Genomic DNA, 16,832 nt, shown 5'->3' on the forward strand with positions numbered 1-16,832 from the left:
CACATCGTTCCCGTTAGAGCTTTATCGCGGTGATGGCCGCCGATCCTTGGCTCTGCAGGGGCGCGGGGGGCATCGGCGAGATCGCATCATGGCTAAAAAGGTGCGGAGAGAAAGGGGACCTTCGAACTCTCATCATCGCGGGAGACCGCCCGTCGGCCGGTCAGGCCGCCCCGCGGTGGCGTTGAGCGAAGCGAAACTGCGGTGAGCGAGATAATGGCGGAGAGGGAGGGATTCGAACCCCCGATACCCTTGCGAGTATGCCGCATTTCGAGTGCGGTGCTTTCAACCACTCAGCCACCTCTCCGCGCGGACGCTTGCACGTCCGAATGCAGCGGCGCTTAGATAGCGGCGTTGTTGCCGCGACACAAGGCCGAACCAGCGCATTTTTGGCGCTTCATCTTGACCATTTTTTCCTCTTCCGGTATTGAGCCGCTACCTGCGGCGTGGGGAGAGTCTCCGCGCCGCTGTTTTCGTGGGGCGCAGGGCGCTTCTGTTCAACGACTGATAAAAAGACGGCAGGCCACCTTAGGCCATGCCGGACCGAGCACTGAAAGGCAGAAAGATGTTCGCAGTCATAAAAACCGGCGGCAAGCAATACCGCGTCGCCGCTAACGATACGCTCCTGATCGAGCGTATCGCGGGCGAGGTCGGCGAGATTGTCCAGATCGGCAACGTGCTTGCCGTTGGCGAGGGCGAGAATGTTACGATTGGGGCCCCCTTTGTCGAGGGCGCCAGCGTAGCGGCGGAAGTGGTGGAGCAGGGCCGCGGTCCGAAGGTCATCGCGTTTAAGAAGCGCCGGCGGCAGAATTCGCGCCGTAAGCGTGGCCATCGTCAGCTTTTGACCACCGTGCGAATTGCCGAGATCCTGCTCGATGGAGCGAAGCCTTCCAAGAAGGTCGCCGCCAAGCCAGCAACGAGCGAAGAGAAGGCGGCAGAGGAAAAGCCCGCGAAGGCCAAGAAGGAAGCCGCTGAAAAGGGAGCTTCGCCACGGGAGACCAAAGCTGCGCCTCTCTTCAGTGCGCCTGAGGGTGAGCCGGACAACCTGACGGTCATCAAGGGTATCGGCCCGGTGGCCGCGGGCCAGCTTAAGGAGCAGGGGCTTACCACTTTCGCTCAGTTGGCCGCCCTTAGTGACGAGGATATCGCACGCATTGACGAGGCGATGCCCTTCAGCACCGACCAGATCAAGGACTGGCGCGAGCAGGCCAAAGAGGTTGCGAAGTAGTTCGGGGTTTGACCCCAGTAAAACGGAATTGCATTTGGGCGCGCAAGCGTTCATATAGCAAACGAATGCGTCCCGGTGACGCGAAGGAGTTTTAGTCATGGCACACAAAAAAGCTGGCGGTTCGTCGCGCAACGGTCGCGACTCTGAATCCAAGCGCCTTGGCGTGAAGAAGTTCGGCGGCGAGGCTGTGCTTGCCGGCAACATCATTATTCGCCAACGCGGTACGAAGTGGCATCCCGGCGCGAATGTCGGCATGGGCAAGGATCACACGCTCTTTGCACTCCAAGCCGGTGCCGTATCCTTCGCCAAAAAGGCGAACGGGCGAACCTACGTGTCGGTAAACCCGATTCTGGAAGCAGCGGAGTAGCCGGTTCCGTACCAAGACACCGGCGGCCCATCTGGGAGCCCGGTGTCCGGCAAAATCCGGAAAAGGTTCAGGGGAGATGGGTCGCCATCTCCCCTAATTTTTTGTCCGGAGGAATAGCAATGGTTGCCGAAACTGAAGAGGCAGAGGGCGAGAGTTTAAGAATCGAATGCCCCGTTCTCGTGACCGAGCGGTTGGTCCTGCGTCCGCCGCATGAGGATGATATTCCCGAGATGGCTGACCTGGCGAACAATCGTCGCGTCGCGGAAATGCTCTCGCGCATGCCGCACCCCTATTCCGAAGCTGATGCTACCGCCTTCGTTCGCGGCAGTCGGTCGAGGGATCGCTCCGGTTGCCATTATGCGGTCGCACTCGCCGACAGCGGTGCATTTATCGGATGCGCCGGTCTGGATATCCGCGAATACGGGCTGGAGCTGGGCTACTGGATCGGCGAGCGCTATTGGGGACATGGTTACGCGACCGAGATAGCGCATGCGCTTGTCGATCTCGCCTTCAGGGCGACGGATATCGATAAGCTGAATGTCGCCTGCCGTGTCATCAACGAGGCCTCGCGCGGGGTGATCCATAAATGCGGTTTCCAGTATGTCGGCCAAGGGATGATGGACTCGCTCGTGGCCGGCAAGGTGCCGATCGAGAGGTACCAGCTTGACCGCAGGACATGGGTAAGCCTCAGAAGCTGGGGGGCAGGGAAATAGAATGCGGGCATCAAGAGACGCGCGGGTTGCTTCAAAACCCGCGCGTTTTCGTCAGCACTCTCGCTCTTGGGCGCGCTATGCGCTAGATGAGGCTCGCAAAGAAAGAGCTGTACGATGAAGTTTCTCGACCAAGCCAAGGTTTACATCCGCGCCGGCGATGGCGGTGCCGGCGCGGTTTCGTTTCGCCGCGAGAAATTCATCGAGTTCGGCGGGCCCGACGGTGGTGACGGCGGCCGCGGCGGCGATGTCTGGATCGAAGCGGTGGAGGGGCTCAACACGCTTATCGATTATCGCTACCAGCAGCACTTCAAGGCAAAACCCGGCATACATGGGATGGGGCGAAATCGCACGGGCGCCAAGGGCGACGATGTGGTCCTGAAAGTACCGGTGGGTACGCAGGTCTATGAGGAAGACAACGAAACGCTGATCTGTGACCTGACCGAAGTCGGCCAGCGCTTTCTCCTTCTTAAAGGCGGAAACGGCGGATTCGGAAACCAGCACTTCAAAAGTTCGACCAACCAGGCGCCGCGCCGTGCCAATCCCGGCCTACCAGGCGAGGAGCTGTGGATATGGCTCCGGCTTAAGCTGATTGCCGACGCCGGTCTGATCGGTCTTCCCAATGCGGGAAAGTCGACCTTCCTTGCAACTGTTACGGCCGCGAAACCGAAGATCGCCGATTATCCCTTCACGACGCTGCACCCCAACCTGGGCGTGGTGCGGATTGACGCGCGGGAGTTCGTTCTTGCGGACATTCCAGGTTTGATCGAGGGGGCGCATATGGGGGTGGGCATTGGAGATCGGTTCCTGGGCCATGTGGAACGCACCGGCGTGCTTCTGCACCTGATATCCGCCCGGGAAGAAGATGTCGCGGCCACCTACAAGACCGTGCGCCGGGAGCTCAAGGCTTATGGCCATGGCCTTTCGGAGAAGCCGGAAGTGGTTGCGTTGAGCCAGATTGACCTGCTGGACGAGGAAGAGCGCAGGGAAAAACTCGCTGCCCTCAAAAAGGCAGCGCGCCGCGCTGCCCTTCCCCTTTCCTCTGCAACCGGAGAAGGAGTTCAGGACGTGCTTCGGGCGCTGATGCGTGTGGTGCAAGCGGCCCGTGAAGAAGAGCGCGCCGCTGAGACCGCAAACGAACGCTGGCAGAAACAGGCCGACTCATGAGTGGAATTTCGCTTTCCTCTTATCGCCGCGTGACCGTGAAGATCGGCTCTGCCCTGCTGGTCGATCGCGCGGCAGGGTTGAAGCGTGAGTGGCTCGCCGCCCTTGTTGACGATATTGCCCGGCTCATGTCGGCTGGCACGGAAGTGCTCGTTGTATCCTCCGGCGCCATTGCCCTGGGACGCACGGTGCTGGGCCTTGGAAAGCGCACATTAAGGCTCGAGGAGAGCCAGGCCGCGGCGGCCGTGGGGCAGATCGCACTTGCGGGCGCGTGGTCGGGCGAGCTCGGCCGCCACGGGCTCATCTCCGGCCAGGTGCTGGTTACATTGGGTGATACGGAAGAACGCCGCCGCTACCTCAACGCCCGGGCAACGATCTCGACGCTTCTCAAAATGAAGGCCGTTCCAGTCATCAATGAGAACGACACCGTGGCGACCAGCGAAATCCGATACGGGGACAACGACCGGTTGGCTGCGCGCGTCGCCACTATGATGGGCGGCGACCTCCTCATACTCCTGTCCGATGTGGATGGGCTTTACACGGCTCCGCCCGAGCGCGATCCTGCGGCAAAGTTCATCCCGGTCGTGGATGCCATCACGCCGGAAATTATGGCTATGGGCGGGGCTGCCGCCTCGGAGCTATCCCGAGGGGGCATGCGCACCAAGCTCGATGCCGGGCGGATCGCCACCGCGGCGGGTACGGCAATGATCATCGCATCGGGGAAGGAGCGCGGCCCGCTGTCCGCGATCGAGCGCGGCGCGCGCGCTACCCTCTTCAAGCCGAGCCCCACGCCGGTTCGCGCCTACAAGACCTGGATCGCGGGTCAACTCGAGCCCGCCGGCCGTATCGGGATCGATGACGGCGCGTTGAGGGCGCTGCTTCAGGGCAAGAGCCTGCTACCGGCAGGTGTGAGGCGGGTCGAGGGTGTCTTCTCCCGTGGCGACACCGTGGCGATCGTTGATTCCGCGGGGCGTGAGATTGGCCGGGGGCTGGTTGCCTATGATGCCGCCGATGCCGTAAAGATCGCTGGGCTGAAAACGGGCGATATTGCTGGAATCCTGGGTTACGAAGCGCGAGCGGCCATGGTGCACCGGGACGACCTGGTCCTTTCCGGGCCTACTGGCGAGCTCATGGATCGCAAGGTGGAAGGAATCGATGTTGCAGGTGCGTGAGCCGTCGGAGCACGATATCGTTACCCTCATGGCAGAGCTTGGCAGGCGCGGCCGTGCTGCTGCCCGGCCGCTCGCCGTTGCGAGCACGGAACGGAAAAACGCAGCCCTCCTCGCCATGGCCGAGGCTCTTGAGGCAAACACGGGCAGGATTCTCGCGGCCAATAAAACCGACATGGAGAAGGGAGAGGCCGCCGGTCTTTCCGCCGCCATTCTCGACCGGTTGAAGCTCGACGAGAAGCGAGTCAGGGCAATTGCCGAGGGAATACGCGCCATCGCCGATCTTGATGATCCGGTCGGAACGGTGATCGCCGAATGGGATCGGCCGAATGGTCTCCATATCGAGCGCGTGCGCACGCCGCTCGGCGTCATCGGCGTTATCTATGAAAGCCGGCCCAATGTGACAGCAGATGCTGGCGCGCTCTGCCTGAAGGCAGGCAATGCGGTGATCCTCCGTGGCGGTTCCGATTCGGCCGCTTCGTCCGCGGCGATCCATTCCTGTCTCGTTGAAGGATTGCGAAAGGCGGGCCTTCCCGAGGATGCGATCCAGCGCGTGCCGGTTACCGATCGTGAAGCGGTAGGCGAGATGCTGAGGGGCTTGGGCGGTAATCTTGACGTGATCGTCCCGCGCGGCGGGCGCAGCCTCGTGGAGCGGGTCCAGAATGAAGCGCGCGTGCCGGTCTTTGCCCATCTCGAAGGCATCTGCCATCTATACGTGGACCGCTCTGCCAAGCTCGACATGGCCGTGGCACTTGCCCTTAATGCAAAGATGCGGCGAACAGGCGTATGCGGAGCTGCCGAGACGCTGCTTGTCGACCGCGCGGTGGCTGGTACCCACCTGGTGCCGATTTTGGAGGCACTGGCAGCAGCGGGCTGCGAGATCCGTGGCGGCGAAGATGTACGGGCGCGCTTCCCCTCGGCGATCTCCGCAAGTGAGGAAGATTGGCGCACGGAATATCTGGATGCGATCATCTCCGTTAAACTGGTGGATGGCGTCTTCGAAGCGATCGAGCATATAGGGACCTATTCCTCGCATCATACGGAGGCGATCGTGGCGGAAGATCCCGTTGCTGTGCAGCGTTTTCTTAATGAGATCGACTCCGCCATCCTTCTCCACAATGCCTCCACTCAATTTGCCGACGGTGGCGAGTTCGGCATGGGCGCGGAGATCGGCATCGCGACGGGCAAGATGCATGCGCGCGGACCCGTTGGTGTTGAGCAACTCACCTCCTTCAAATACCGCGTGCATGGCAGCGGCCAAACGAGGCCCTGAGGGAATGCTTTCAGGCGGGGAAGACGTAGCGGCGCATTATTTGCGCATGCCCTTTGCCGAAAAGGATATGACGGTGGGCCTGTTCGGCGGCTCCTTCAATCCTCCGCATGCGGGGCACGCGCTTGTGGCAGAAACGGCGCTGCGCCGGCTGAAACTCGATCAGCTGTGGTGGATCGTCTCCCCCGGCAATCCGCTGAAGGACCATAGCAAGCTTGCGCCACTTGGCGAGCGCATTGCGCTGTCGAAGGCGTACGCAAAGGATCCGCGCGTAAAGGTGACGGCCTTCGAGGCGGCTCACCATATCCGCTACACAGCGGATATGATTCATCTGGTCCTGCAGCGTAACCGGGGTATCCACTTTGTCTGGATCATGGGGGCCGACAGCCTGCGCACATTTCATAAATGGGAGCGCTGGCGCGAGATCGTCCGCAGCGTGCCGATCGCGGTGATCGATCGGCCGGGCTCGACCCTTTCCTTTCTTTCTTCCACCATGGCCAAGACTTTCGACCACGCCCGCATTGACGAGACGGATGCGCCGCTTCTTGCTCGACTTTGGCCGCCGGCTTGGACCTTCATTCATGGTCCACGTTCTTCCCTGTCCTCGACAGCGCTTCGAGGCGAAGCGGGAGGGAAGGATCCCGAATCGGTGGAGCCGGCTAAGCCTTAAGGGCGCTTAGTGGCCGCCATGATTACTCCCGACGGTGGAGTTCTCTGGCAAGGCCGGGAGAAAAATGCAGAGGAACACCTTTTCTTTACCGGAGTTTCCTCTTCGCAGCGCAGAAGCTGTCTTGAAACTGACAAGCTTGTCTGACTATCTATAGGTTGTCGCGCAGTGATTGCTGCGCGGTCTCGTTGTTCTTATTGGAAAGGAAAGACACTGAGAACAGCACTGCAGAAGAAGGCAGCAATTGTGCCTTCGCCGGCCGGGACACGTGAAGATAGCCTGTCTCGCGCCCTAGAAACAGCGCTCCAGAGTCTGGAAGACTCGAAGGCGGAAAACATCGTTCCCATCGACATTCAAGGCAAGTCTCCGCTGGCAGACTACATGATCGTAGCTTCTGGCCGGTCCCACCGTCATGTCGCAGCGGTATCGGAGCATCTTATCCGCGCCTTGAAGGATGCCGGCTTCGGCAACGCACGCGTCGAAGGCCTGTCAGGCGCCGACTGGGTGTTGATCGACGCGGGTGACATTGTCGTCCACGTGTTTCGCCCGGAGGTCCGAGAGTTCTATAACATCGAAAAGATGTGGCAGACTCCGGATCTGGAGGACGAGACGCTCCATTAAGCGGTCGCGGCTTTGCTGAGAGCCCGCCGGCTCCCTCCGGCTGGCGAGGCCGCTGCAGCTGCTGAGGCGAATGGAATTCGCCATATTCGCGGTTCCGATTTACCGGGACCGATAGCGTCTGCGTCATTTGTTCAGGCGTTATGCTGATACGCTGACGAGTGAGGGTTTCATTCGTATCGTCATACATGCTGTTGGCCGTATGAAAGCTGGACCCGAAAGGGAACTGGCCGATCGCTATCTGGATCGCGCGGCAAAGGCCGGACCGGCCATCGGAATGGAATTGGCCGGTGTGAGCGAAATACCGGAGAGCCGCGCCAGATCCACCCTCGAGCGAAAGAGGGAGGAGGGCCGCAAGCTCCTCGACTTTGCACAAGGCGGAGCGTTGATATTGCTTGACGAGCGAGGAAAGAATTTGTCCTCGCGGGAGCTTGGCGACCGCTTTGCGTCTTTTCGCGATTCAGGCTTTCGGCAAATCGTGATGGCGATCGGCGGGCCTGATGGACACGACGATGCCGTCAGGGCGGCGGCCGACCTCAGCATCAGCTTTGGTGCGCAGACATGGCCGCACCAGCTCGTTCGTGTCATGTTGGCCGAGCAGCTGTACCGTCTGATAACCATCCTTTCCGGCCACCCGTATCACCGGGACTAGCAAGGTGTGTGGCATGGAAAGCATGCCGCTCGAGAATCCGTCATTCTGTGTCAAATGTGATTGAAGCAGCGCCTCTGCATGGTTGATGCTTCGTTAACGATCTATTTTTAGGGTTGTGTGAGATTCTTGCGATGGAGAGGTGAAGGTGCCACCGAGCGGCCATGTGGGGCGAGCCCTTTTCCCGGCTCTCGTGCTGGCTGGTTTTCTCGCCACGCCCTGTCTCGCGCAATCGGTGGACAGCCTCGACTTGAAGCAGAGGGAGAGCGTCGAGGAATTTCGCCGCTTATCGCAGGAGATCTCCCTGTCAGAAAAGCGGCAGGCCGAAATCGCCGCGGAGATCGCGGCCATCAAAGACGACAGTGCTGCCCTGACCGCCTCCCTCATCCAAGCGGTCAAGACCGAGAGAAAGCTCGGCGAAGATATCGCTGAGATTGATCGGCGGCTGCAGAACCTTGGGATCCAGGAGCAGAAGATCAGGCTTTCGCTCGCCAGCCGCAGGGGCACGCTGGCCGAAGTGCTCGGCGCATTGCAGCGCATGGGGCTGAACCCGCCGCCTGCGATTCTCGTTCGTCCGGAGGATGCGCTTGCCTCTGTTCGCAGCGCCATTCTGCTCGGCGCCGTAGTGCCGGAGCTGCGGTCGGAGACGGAAATGCTCATTGCCGATCTGGATGACCTTACGCGTGTGAAGACTTCGATCGAGGTGGAAGAGGAAAATCTTCAGCAGAAACAAACGGAACAGGCTGAAGAAAAGGAGCGGTTGAAGCTCTTGCTCGAGGAAAAACGGCGCGTTCAGGCGGTGGCGGAAATGCGCATGGCGGCCGAGCGAGAGCAAGCGGCTGAACTGGCCGAGCGCGCTACGAATCTACAGGAGTTGATCGCCTCCCTCGAAAAGGAGATCGAGTCTCTTAGCAAGGTGCTTGAAGCCCGGAAGCAGGCAAACGAAGGCGATCTGCTGTCGGAGGCTCTGCCCTTTGCGAAGCGAGCAGGTCTCGTCCCATTGCCGGTTTCCGGTCAGTTTGCCAAGCGCTTCGGCGAGGACGACGGAGCCGGAAGCAGCCTGAAAGGTGACATTCTAAGAACACAATCAGGCGCAATCGTCACCGCTCCAGTGGATGGAACGGTGCTCTATGCGGGGCCTTTCCGGTCGTATGGTCAGCTATTGATACTGAACCCGGGCGATGGTTATCATATCGTGCTGGCAGGGCTGGACCGGCTGAACGTATCGCTTGGGCAATCCGTCCTAGCTGGGGAGCCGGTAGGAATGATGGGCGAGGCGCGCCTGGCAAGTATTGCGGCTTCAACATTGGATGGCGCGGTGCCGGAACTATATGTAGAATTCAGGAAAGACGGGAAACCGATAGACCCGAAGCTCTGGTGGGTTCGGGAATTCTCTGGAAGGACGGGAAATGATTCGTAAATTGTCGCTCTTGTTCGCCGGTGCGTTGATGGGCGCATCCGCCATGAGCCTCGTCTACGGGACGAATGGCACGGCAGCGATCGCGGCGGACACCGACACATACAGACAGCTTGCCATCTTCGGCGACATCTTCGAACGTGTGCGCGCGCAGTATGTGACACCGCCGGATGACAAAAAATTGATCGAGAATGCCATCAACGGCATGCTCACCTCGCTCGATCCGCACTCCTCCTACCTCAATGCCGAGGCGGCGCAGGATATGCGCGTGCAGACCAAAGGCGAGTTCGGGGGCCTTGGCATCGAGGTCACGATGGAGAACGAGCTGGTCAAGGTCGTGGCTCCGATCGACGACACACCCGCTTCGCGCGCCGGAATCCTTTCGGGCGACCTCATCGAGAAGATCGATGGCGAGGAAGTACGTGGGATGACGCTCAATGATGCGGTCGACAAGATGCGCGGTCTCGTCAACACACCCATCGAGCTTACCGTCCTGCGGGAGGGGCAGAGCAAGCCCCTGACCTTCAAGATCATTCGCGACACGATCAAGGTGAAGGCCGTCAAGTCGAGGGTTGAAGGCGACGATATCGGATATCTCAAGATCACCTCCTTCACGGAGAAGACGACGGACGACCTGCGCGCGGCCATTGAGGACATCCGCAAGCAGGTGCCTGAAGACAAGCTGAAGGGCTATGTGCTCGACCTGCGGCTCAATCCCGGCGGTCTGCTCGATCAGGCGGTCAATGTATCGGACGCTTTTCTGGAGCGCGGTGAAGTCGTCTCAACGCGAGGCCGCGAGTCTGGGGATATCGCACGATTCAGCTCTCAGGCTGGTGACCTCACCGGCGGCAAGCCACTGGTCGTCCTGATCAATGGCGGTTCTGCAAGCGCCTCTGAAATTGTGGCCGGTGCGTTGAAAGACCATCGCCGGGCGACGCTGGTCGGCACGCGATCGTTCGGCAAGGGCTCCGTGCAGACGATCATTCCGCTCGGCGAAAATGGTGCTCTGCGTTTGACGACCGCCCTGTACTACACGCCTTCGGGCGAGTCGATCCAAGGCAAAGGCATCACGCCTGATATCAAGGTGGAACAGCCTTTGCCCGAGGATCTGCAGGATGTCGATCTTTCGCGCGGCGAGTCCGACCTGCGCGGTCATATTCGCGGCGCGGAGGAAGACGAAGAAGGGTCCGGCTCGATCGCATATGTGCCGCAGGACCCGAAAGAGGACGTGCAGCTTTCCTACGCACTCGATCTCATCCGCGGCGTGAAGACGGATCCTGCATATCCTGCCAGCCCAGATAAAGCGGTGATGAACCAGCAGCAGTAACAATCAGCGGCGCATCTCAGGAAGGGTGCGCCGCATCCGCTTTTCGGGGGCGACATAGGGGCGGTCGCGGGGATGTATGGACTCTGCTCGCAGTGAACTCGACGAGCCGCTGGGTCAGGACGGCGCGCCGCCGCCAGCGCCGAGACGAGCGCTCATTGCGATTGCCGCCTTTCTTTTCCTTTGTGCAGTAGCAGCGATAGGCATTTTCGGAACAGTCGCGTTCAGAGAGGGGATTTCTCCCGTTTCTCTCTCCTTCATGTCGCCGGACCGCGAGCGGTCGCCTTCGGCCACAGCCAAGCCGGCACCCCAGCTTGAGGCTGCCAGCGCCTCTCGCCTGCATAGCACCTTTATCCCTCACCTCGATTCTGATGACGTCGGTCCCCTCCGTAGAGGCCTCGTTTTTCGTGATAGTTTGGCTGAAGGCGGGCAAAATCTGCGCGTGGCACATCTGCCGGATCGCGCGTTGATAGAGGAATCGGAACTCGGGCCGCTGCCCGTCCGCGCCGCTGACGGGTTGAGACCGTTCGACGCCTATGCGCGGCCCTGGTCCGGTGCGCGCGGCGCGAGAATTGCCATCGTGATTGGCGGCCTTGGCATTTCGCAAACCGGCACTCAGGAAGCGATCGAGAAACTGCCACCGGAAATCACGCTGGCCTTTGCGCCGCTCGGCAACAGCCTCATGCGCTGGATGCAAGAGGCGCGACGGGACGGCCATGAGGTCATTATGCAAGTCCCGCTGGAGCCCGCCGGCTATCCTTCGACGAATCCGGGGCGATATACGCTGCTTACGAATGTAGGAGCCGACAAGAACATCAGAAATCTGCGATGGGTGCTCTCACGCATTACCAACTATACGGGCGTCATGAACTATATGGGAGCGCGCTTTACCGCGGATCGGAAAGCCATGGACCTGCTGATGGATGAGCTGAGCCAACGCGGACTACTCTACTTCGACGATGGAATGTCGGCGCGGAGCCTGGCCGAAGAGGTCGCGCTTGCAAAGGGCGTACCCTTCGTGGCCGGAGACGATGTCATCGATCAGGAGCGTGAGCGCGGCGCCATCTTAAAGAAACTCGATGAACTGGAGCGCATCGCGCGCGCCAAAGGGTTTGCGGTGGGAAGCGGGATCGCTTTGAACGCGACAGTCGACGCTGTTACGTCCTGGGCGGGTGAGGTCCGGAAACGAGGCGTCGAACTCGTGCCCATTTCCGCCGTGGCCGTTGATCCAGAAAGGGGCGAGGGGGGATGACCGCGAAAATAAAGGCAGAGGATCTGCCTTACAGGCCATGCGTGGGCATTATGGTGCTGAACCGTTCCGGGCAGGTATGGGCCGGAAGGCGGATTCGCGAAACCGCCAGCGAGACGGATGGCACCACCATGCTGTGGCAGATGCCGCAGGGCGGTATCGATCAGAATGAAGATCCGCTTACCGCCGCCCGTCGTGAACTTTATGAGGAAACAGGAATCCGAAGCGTTTCCTTGCTTGCCGAAGCACCCGAGTGGATCACTTACGACCTGCCTGAGCATTTGGTCGGCAGGGCTCTCAAAGGCCGTTTCCGCGGCCAGAAGCAGAAATGGTTTGCCTTCCGCTTTGAGGGAGAGGAAAGCGAGATCGCCATCAATCCGCCCCCTGGCGATCACGAACCCGAATTCGACGCCTGGGCTTGGAAGCCGATGGAGCAACTGCCAAGGCTGATCGTTCCGTTCAAGCGACAGGTTTATGAGGAGGTGGTCGCGGCTTTTCGGCACCTGGCCGGGTAGAGCGGCGTCACACCTCCCCTTTTTCGACCGCAGCGAAGCGGAACTGCCGTTACATCATTATCTCTCCCGCGGGGGAGAGATAATGATGCCGCTCTACTTCCATTCTCGAATATCGACGAAGTGCCCGGCGATCGCAGCGGCGGCAGCCATGGCTGGCGAGACCAGGTGCGTGCGCCCCTTGAAACCCTGGCGGCCCTCGAAATTGCGATTCGAGGTGGAGGCGCAGCGCTCGCCTGGCTTCAGGCGATCGTCATTCATGGCGAGGCACATCGAGCATCCCGGCTCGCGCCAATCAAAGCCGGCTTCAATGAATATCTTGTCGAGGCCTTCCGCTTCCGCCTGCGCCTTCACAAGGCCGGAGCCCGGCACGATCATTGCGTTGATCCGCGGATGCACCTTGCGGCCCTCAGCGATTTTCGCCGCGGCGCGCAGGTCTTCAATGCGGCCATTGGTGCAGGAGCCGATGAACACGCGATCGAGCGCAATATCGGTGATCTTGGTGCCGGCGGTCAGGCCCATATATTCGAGCGCCCGCTTCTTCGAAAGGCGTTTCGTCTCGTCCTGGATTTCATCCGCATTGGGCACGTAACCTGTGACCGACACCACGTCTTCCGGCGAGGAGCCCCAGGTAACGATTGGCGGGAGATTTGCCGCATCGAGCTTCACCACGCGGTCGAAATGGGCTCCCTCATCCGTGTGGAGGGTCTCCCAATAGGCTCGCGCCATCTCCCAGGCTGCCCCCTTCGGGGCGCGAGGCCGGTCCTTGATATAGGCGTAAGTCGTCTCGTCCGGCGCGATCATGCCGGCGCGCGCGCCGCCTTCGATCGACATGTTGCAGACCGTCATGCGGCCTTCCATGGATAGCGAGCGGATCGCCTCGCCGGCATATTCGATCACGTGGCCCGTTCCGCCGGCAGTGCCGATCTCGCCGATGATCGCAAGAATGATGTCCTTGGCCGTCACGCCATCCGGCAGCTTGCCATCCACCTGGACAAGCATGTTCTTGGCCTTGCGCTGGATGAGCGTCTGCGTGGCCAGCACATGCTCGACTTCGGACGTGCCGATGCCGTGCGCAAGAGCTCCGAAAGCACCGTGGGTAGAGGTATGGCTGTCACCGCAGACGATGGTCATTCCCGGCAGGGTGAAGCCCTGCTCGGGTCCAACGATATGCACGATGCCCTGCCGGCGGTCGGCCTCGTTGTAATACTCAATGCCGAAATCGACCGCGTTTTTGGCCAGCGCCTCGACCTGGATACGGCTTTCCTCGTTCTTGATGCCGAATTTGCGGTCGGGCGAGGTGGGCACGTTATGGTCAACGACGGCAAGCGTTTTTTCGGGATGGCGCACGGCGCGTCCCGCCATGCGCAGGCCCTCGAATGCCTGCGGGCTGGTTACTTCATGGACCAAGTGCCGGTCGATATAGAGGAGACAGGTTCCGTCGTCCTGGCGATCGACCAGATGGTCATCGAAAATCTTGTCGTAGAGCGTGCGTGGTGCGGTCATTGTCGGTAAGTCCCTGAAAGCGGAGGTCTAGCGAAGGCCCATGCGGCCATTTATCCGCTTAAGGAAGTCGGCAGAGCAGCGCGCCGGAGATGCGCGCGAAAAAGCGTCCGGGCAGGCGTTTCACGTCCTGCAGCACGAAACCTTTGTAGGCCGGGTGTCCAAAAAGTTCTTCCATGGGCCGGATATTTATCAGCGTTTCAATCAATCGGCAATCGCGGCAGGCGCGTCATTCCTCGCCTGGCGGCTCCTTCAGCGAAAAGCGCACCTCAAGCCGGCGCAAAACGGCAAGGACGATCGCGCCGAGCAGGCATGAAAGTAGGGCGATGGTCCAAAGCCCAAGGCCCGCGGCCAAACCTGTTGAAGCAGCAAGCCACATGCCGGCACCGGTGGTAAGGCCGCGCACCGTGCCGCGCCGGAAGATGATAAACCCGGCAGCAAGGAACGCGACGCCGGATGTGATCGCTTCCACCAGACGGATTGGATCCGCTCGCACCTGATCGTCCTGAAAAGCGGCCATCGAAACGATCTCGATCGAGACGACGGCGAAGGTGGCAGAAGCCAGGCACACCAGCATGTGTGTTCTCAAGCCTGCGGGTCGTTCCGCAAGCTCACGCTCAAAACCAAGAACGCCGCCGAGAATGACGGCGGCGAGCAACCGGGCCGCGATGATCTGCCAGGGCAAGCTCGTGCGCGCGGAGAATTCTTCGAGGAGAATATCCATACCGCCTGCAACGTGGCGCAGCGAAAGGGGTTCCCGCTACAGACACGATGCAATTTTCAGTGGCATGCAGAGTCTTGAAAGGGAGCGCACGCGCTCCCTTCGGGATCTGATAGCGCTGCGGCTTATTCGCTCTTGGCCTCTGCGGCTTCGGCTGCAGCCTTCTCCGCGGCCAGTGCTTCCGCGGCGGCGACCTTCTCGGCCTCGATCCGCGCCCTCTCCTGGGCAGCAGCTTCGCGCTCGGCATCATTCAGCTTGCGTGCGCGGGCGCCCGTGTTCTCGCTGATGCGGGCGGATTTGCCGCGGCGGTCGCGCAGGTAGTAGAGCTTGGCCCGGCGCACTTTGCCGCGGCGCACCACCTCGACCGCCTCCACCAGCGGCGAATAGACGGGAAACACGCGCTCGACGCCTTCACCGTAAGAGATTTTGCGAACGGTGAAATTCTCTTGCAGGCCAGAACCGGAACGGGCGATGCAGACGCCTTCGAAGGCCTGCACGCGGGTGCGATTGCCTTCCGTCACGCGCACCTGAACGCGAAGCGTGTCGCCGGGCGAAAAATCGGGAAGGGTGCGCTTGGCGGCAATCTTCTGGGCCTGCTCGGCCTCGAGCTGACGGATAAGGTCCATCGTCGTATCCTCTTGTTCTTCTCGAAGCGTCAGAGCGCTCGTCCCGTCGGCAGTGATCTAACCGCCTGAAGAGTGCGCCGAGCGGCGCAGGAGCGAATTCACGTTCTTTGGTTAATGCCGGGCCACGAACCTTCCATGGCAACCGTGGGCGCGGACATACACGAGATCATCAAGGGAATCAACCGGCCGCCCGGCAAAGCCAGCCCGGCCGACCGCGATTGCGGAACGGGTGCGCGCATCCATCCATTTGCGAAAACAGCAGGTTCAAGTCCCGCCCTTGGCTCGATGATATCCGAGCCAGAGATCTGGCCGCCGCTCCCTGGTCAGCTGCTCAGCCTCCGCCGACCGCCACTCCGCGATCTTTCGATGGTTGCCGGAAGTGAGGACTTCCGGGATTTCACGCCCTTCGAATGTCTGAGGGCGTGTATATTGAGGATGCTCAAGCAGCCCGCTTTCAAAACTCTCCTCCGCCCCCGAGGATTCGTTCCCCATCACGCCTGGCAGGAGCCGCACCACCGCGTCGAGCAGCACGATTGCCGCCGGCTCGCCGCCCGACAGGATGTAGTCGCCAACGGAAACCTCAAGCAGGCAGCGTGCTTCGATGACACGCTGGTCCACGCCCTCGAAACGCCCGCAAACGATCACCGCGCCCGGTCCAGTGGCGAGTTCCCGCACGAAGGACTGGGTCAGCGGCTTGCCGCGCGGGCTCATAAGCAGGCGGGGCCGTGCATCCTCTTCCGGCGAAGCGTGATCAATGGCGCGGGCAAGCACGTCCGCGCGCATCACCATGCCGGCGCCGCCGCCGGCGGGGGTGTCGTCGACACTGCGGTGCTTGTCGGTTGCAAAATCACGGATCTGCACCGTTTCGAGCGACCAGGTGCCGGCAGAGCGGGCGCGGCCGGCAAGCGAAATGTCCAACGGCCCGGGAAACATCTCGGGGTAGAGCGTCAGGACGGTGGCGCGAAAGGTCAACGGGGTTCTCCGGCCGACTTCGGTCCGCGCGGACGCGAACCGCGGGCTGATTCAGGCCCTTCGGCCTCATCCTCCTCCCCAGAGAGTTCCGCATTGTCGAGCCCGGCGGTGATGCTGTCGATGCGGATCGTGTTGTTGGAAAGGTCGATATCGGGCACTGCGTCTCGCGTGAAGGGGATTATTACGGTCGGTCCGGAATTTTCCCTGAACTCGAGGAGATCGCCGGCGCCGAAATTGTGGACCGCCACCACGCGCCCTAGGTTTTCGCCCTTCTCGTCCAGCACCGCCATGCCGATGAGATCGGCGTAATAGAACTCCTCCTCTTCGAGCTTTTCCGGCAGTGCCGACCGATCCACAAAGAGCGCCTCGCCATTGAGAGCCTCGGCCGCGTTGCGGCCATCAACGCCCTTGAAACGGACGATGACTACCTCTTTCGCTGGCCGTATGGCCGCCACTTGGAGCACCCGCCCGTCCACCATATGGAGCGGGCCATAGCTGCCGAGCGCCATCGGATCCTCTGTGAAGGTCTTGACCCGGACTTCCCCTTTGATGCCGTGGGCTGCGCCGATCACGGCGAGCTGTACCGGGTTCTCGATCCCTGCTGGAGCTTTTGGCTTGGCCATGTGGGTTTCCATCGCACCGGCGGCGCGCCGGTTGCTTCTGGCGCAT

Annotated in this window: 19 protein-coding genes and 1 tRNA gene; 13 read left to right on the plus strand and 7 right to left on the minus strand. The window is 61.1% G+C overall.

Features of this window, described 5'->3' with window-relative positions; translation table 11 throughout:
* Window positions 1-214 precede the first annotated feature (214 nt).
* A tRNA-Ser gene (locus tag GNP00_RS16440) sits at window positions 215-304 on the minus strand.
* A gap of 258 nt (window positions 305-562) precedes the next feature.
* Between GNP00_RS16440 and GNP00_RS16445 the strand changes: the two genes are divergently transcribed.
* From GNP00_RS16445 to GNP00_RS16505, 13 genes are all read left to right on the plus strand, one after another.
* Window positions 563-1,225 (plus strand): 50S ribosomal protein L21, encoded by a 663-nt coding sequence (locus tag GNP00_RS16445; RefSeq protein ID WP_041544862.1) that lies wholly within the window; start codon window positions 563-565, stop codon window positions 1,223-1,225.
* 97 nt (window positions 1,226-1,322) lie between these two features.
* Window positions 1,323-1,592 (plus strand): 50S ribosomal protein L27, encoded by a 270-nt coding sequence (gene rpmA / locus GNP00_RS16450; protein WP_011582772.1) that lies wholly within the window; start codon window positions 1,323-1,325, stop codon window positions 1,590-1,592.
* A 119-nt stretch (window positions 1,593-1,711) separates the two neighbouring features.
* Entirely contained in the window at window positions 1,712-2,305 is a 594-nt protein-coding gene (locus GNP00_RS16455) for a GNAT family N-acetyltransferase (protein WP_011582771.1), read from the plus strand.
* Window positions 2,306-2,419: 114 nt separating this feature from the next.
* The gene (obgE, locus tag GNP00_RS16460; RefSeq protein WP_011582770.1) at window positions 2,420-3,469 is read left to right on the plus strand and encodes a GTPase ObgE; all 1,050 of its coding nucleotides are present in this window, start codon (window positions 2,420-2,422) and stop codon (window positions 3,467-3,469) included.
* Complete coding sequence (gene proB / locus GNP00_RS16465) at window positions 3,466-4,638, plus strand: glutamate 5-kinase (protein ID WP_011582769.1); 1,173 nt, start codon at window positions 3,466-3,468, stop codon at window positions 4,636-4,638. The genes obgE and proB overlap by 4 nt, the downstream gene beginning before the upstream one ends.
* Window positions 4,622-5,908, plus strand: a complete 1,287-nt coding sequence (locus GNP00_RS16470) for a glutamate-5-semialdehyde dehydrogenase (protein ID WP_011582768.1) — start codon at window positions 4,622-4,624, stop codon at window positions 5,906-5,908. Before proB ends, GNP00_RS16470 begins: the two co-directional genes overlap by 17 nt.
* A gap of 4 nt (window positions 5,909-5,912) precedes the next feature.
* Complete coding sequence (locus GNP00_RS16475; RefSeq protein WP_011582767.1) at window positions 5,913-6,575, plus strand: nicotinate-nucleotide adenylyltransferase; 663 nt, start codon at window positions 5,913-5,915, stop codon at window positions 6,573-6,575.
* A gap of 243 nt (window positions 6,576-6,818) precedes the next feature.
* Window positions 6,819-7,193, plus strand: coding sequence for a ribosome silencing factor (gene rsfS, locus GNP00_RS16480; RefSeq protein WP_041544861.1), 375 nt, complete (start codon window positions 6,819-6,821; stop codon window positions 7,191-7,193).
* Between the two features lie 169 nt (window positions 7,194-7,362).
* Window positions 7,363-7,842 carry a 23S rRNA (pseudouridine(1915)-N(3))-methyltransferase RlmH gene (gene rlmH / locus GNP00_RS16485; protein WP_011582765.1) on the plus strand — a complete coding sequence of 160 codons (480 nt, stop codon included), beginning with the start codon at window positions 7,363-7,365 and terminating at the stop codon, window positions 7,840-7,842.
* Between the two features lie 145 nt (window positions 7,843-7,987).
* The gene (locus GNP00_RS16490; protein ID WP_011582764.1) at window positions 7,988-9,259 is read left to right on the plus strand and encodes a peptidoglycan DD-metalloendopeptidase family protein; all 1,272 of its coding nucleotides are present in this window, start codon (window positions 7,988-7,990) and stop codon (window positions 9,257-9,259) included.
* Complete coding sequence (locus GNP00_RS16495; protein WP_011582763.1) at window positions 9,249-10,583, plus strand: S41 family peptidase; 1,335 nt, start codon at window positions 9,249-9,251, stop codon at window positions 10,581-10,583. Before GNP00_RS16490 ends, GNP00_RS16495 begins: the two co-directional genes overlap by 11 nt.
* A gap of 439 nt (window positions 10,584-11,022) precedes the next feature.
* Window positions 11,023-11,832, plus strand: a complete 810-nt coding sequence (locus GNP00_RS16500; RefSeq protein WP_343034287.1) for a divergent polysaccharide deacetylase family protein — start codon at window positions 11,023-11,025, stop codon at window positions 11,830-11,832.
* On the plus strand, window positions 11,829-12,344 hold the full coding sequence (locus tag GNP00_RS16505; protein WP_011582761.1) for an RNA pyrophosphohydrolase: 516 nt from the start codon (window positions 11,829-11,831) through the stop codon (window positions 12,342-12,344). The genes GNP00_RS16500 and GNP00_RS16505 overlap by 4 nt, the downstream gene beginning before the upstream one ends.
* Before the next feature lie 93 nt (window positions 12,345-12,437).
* Here GNP00_RS16505 and leuC read toward each other — a convergent pair whose 3' ends face one another.
* The 6 genes from leuC to rimM all read right to left on the minus strand — a co-directional run bounded on the left by leuC (window position 12,438) and on the right by rimM (window position 16,786).
* On the minus strand, window positions 12,438-13,847 hold the full coding sequence (gene leuC / locus GNP00_RS16510; RefSeq protein ID WP_011582760.1) for a 3-isopropylmalate dehydratase large subunit: 1,410 nt from the start codon (window positions 13,845-13,847) through the stop codon (window positions 12,438-12,440).
* Window positions 13,848-13,905: 58 nt separating this feature from the next.
* Window positions 13,906-14,052 carry a hypothetical protein gene (locus tag GNP00_RS16515; RefSeq protein ID WP_011582759.1) on the minus strand — a complete coding sequence of 49 codons (147 nt, stop codon included), beginning with the start codon at window positions 14,050-14,052 and terminating at the stop codon, window positions 13,906-13,908.
* A 21-nt stretch (window positions 14,053-14,073) separates the two neighbouring features.
* On the minus strand, window positions 14,074-14,568 hold the full coding sequence (locus GNP00_RS16520) for an MgtC/SapB family protein (protein WP_011582758.1): 495 nt from the start codon (window positions 14,566-14,568) through the stop codon (window positions 14,074-14,076).
* 122 nt (window positions 14,569-14,690) lie between these two features.
* Complete coding sequence (gene rplS / locus GNP00_RS16525) at window positions 14,691-15,191, minus strand: 50S ribosomal protein L19 (protein WP_011582757.1); 501 nt, start codon at window positions 15,189-15,191, stop codon at window positions 14,691-14,693.
* A 264-nt stretch (window positions 15,192-15,455) separates the two neighbouring features.
* On the minus strand, window positions 15,456-16,163 hold the full coding sequence (trmD, locus tag GNP00_RS16530; RefSeq protein ID WP_011582756.1) for a tRNA (guanosine(37)-N1)-methyltransferase TrmD: 708 nt from the start codon (window positions 16,161-16,163) through the stop codon (window positions 15,456-15,458).
* Window positions 16,160-16,786 (minus strand): ribosome maturation factor RimM, encoded by a 627-nt coding sequence (gene rimM, locus GNP00_RS16535; protein ID WP_041544859.1) that lies wholly within the window; start codon window positions 16,784-16,786, stop codon window positions 16,160-16,162. The genes trmD and rimM overlap by 4 nt, the downstream gene beginning before the upstream one ends.
* Between the last annotated feature and the right edge of the window lie 46 nt (window positions 16,787-16,832).

Origin of the sequence: Chelativorans multitrophicus (assembly GCF_011317445.1) — a bacterium.
Classification (GTDB): Bacteria; Pseudomonadota; Alphaproteobacteria; order Rhizobiales; family Rhizobiaceae; genus Chelativorans; species Chelativorans multitrophicus.

Excerpts from the sequence above, each read along its gene's own strand:
- GNP00_RS16445 (WP_041544862.1), top strand. The coding sequence starts at position 563 with ATGTTCGCAGTCATAAAAACCGGCGGCAAGCAATACCGCGTCGCCGCT.
- rpmA (WP_011582772.1), top strand. The coding sequence starts at position 1,323 with ATGGCACACAAAAAAGCTGGCGGTTCGTCGCGCAACGGTCGCGACTCT.
- GNP00_RS16455 (WP_011582771.1), top strand. The coding sequence starts at position 1,712 with ATGGTTGCCGAAACTGAAGAGGCAGAGGGCGAGAGTTTAAGAATCGAA.
- obgE (WP_011582770.1), top strand. The coding sequence starts at position 2,420 with ATGAAGTTTCTCGACCAAGCCAAGGTTTACATCCGCGCCGGCGATGGC.
- proB (WP_011582769.1), top strand. The coding sequence starts at position 3,466 with ATGAGTGGAATTTCGCTTTCCTCTTATCGCCGCGTGACCGTGAAGATC.
- GNP00_RS16470 (WP_011582768.1), top strand. The coding sequence starts at position 4,622 with ATGTTGCAGGTGCGTGAGCCGTCGGAGCACGATATCGTTACCCTCATG.
- GNP00_RS16475 (WP_011582767.1), top strand. The coding sequence starts at position 5,913 with ATGCTTTCAGGCGGGGAAGACGTAGCGGCGCATTATTTGCGCATGCCC.
- GNP00_RS16495 (WP_011582763.1), top strand. The coding sequence starts at position 9,249 with ATGATTCGTAAATTGTCGCTCTTGTTCGCCGGTGCGTTGATGGGCGCA.
- GNP00_RS16505 (WP_011582761.1), top strand. The coding sequence starts at position 11,829 with ATGACCGCGAAAATAAAGGCAGAGGATCTGCCTTACAGGCCATGCGTG.
- leuC (WP_011582760.1), bottom strand. The coding sequence starts at position 13,847 with ATGACCGCACCACGCACGCTCTACGACAAGATTTTCGATGACCATCTG.
- GNP00_RS16520 (WP_011582758.1), bottom strand. The coding sequence starts at position 14,568 with ATGGATATTCTCCTCGAAGAATTCTCCGCGCGCACGAGCTTGCCCTGG.
- rplS (WP_011582757.1), bottom strand. The coding sequence starts at position 15,191 with ATGGACCTTATCCGTCAGCTCGAGGCCGAGCAGGCCCAGAAGATTGCC.
- rimM (WP_041544859.1), bottom strand. The coding sequence starts at position 16,786 with ATGGCCAAGCCAAAAGCTCCAGCAGGGATCGAGAACCCGGTACAGCTC.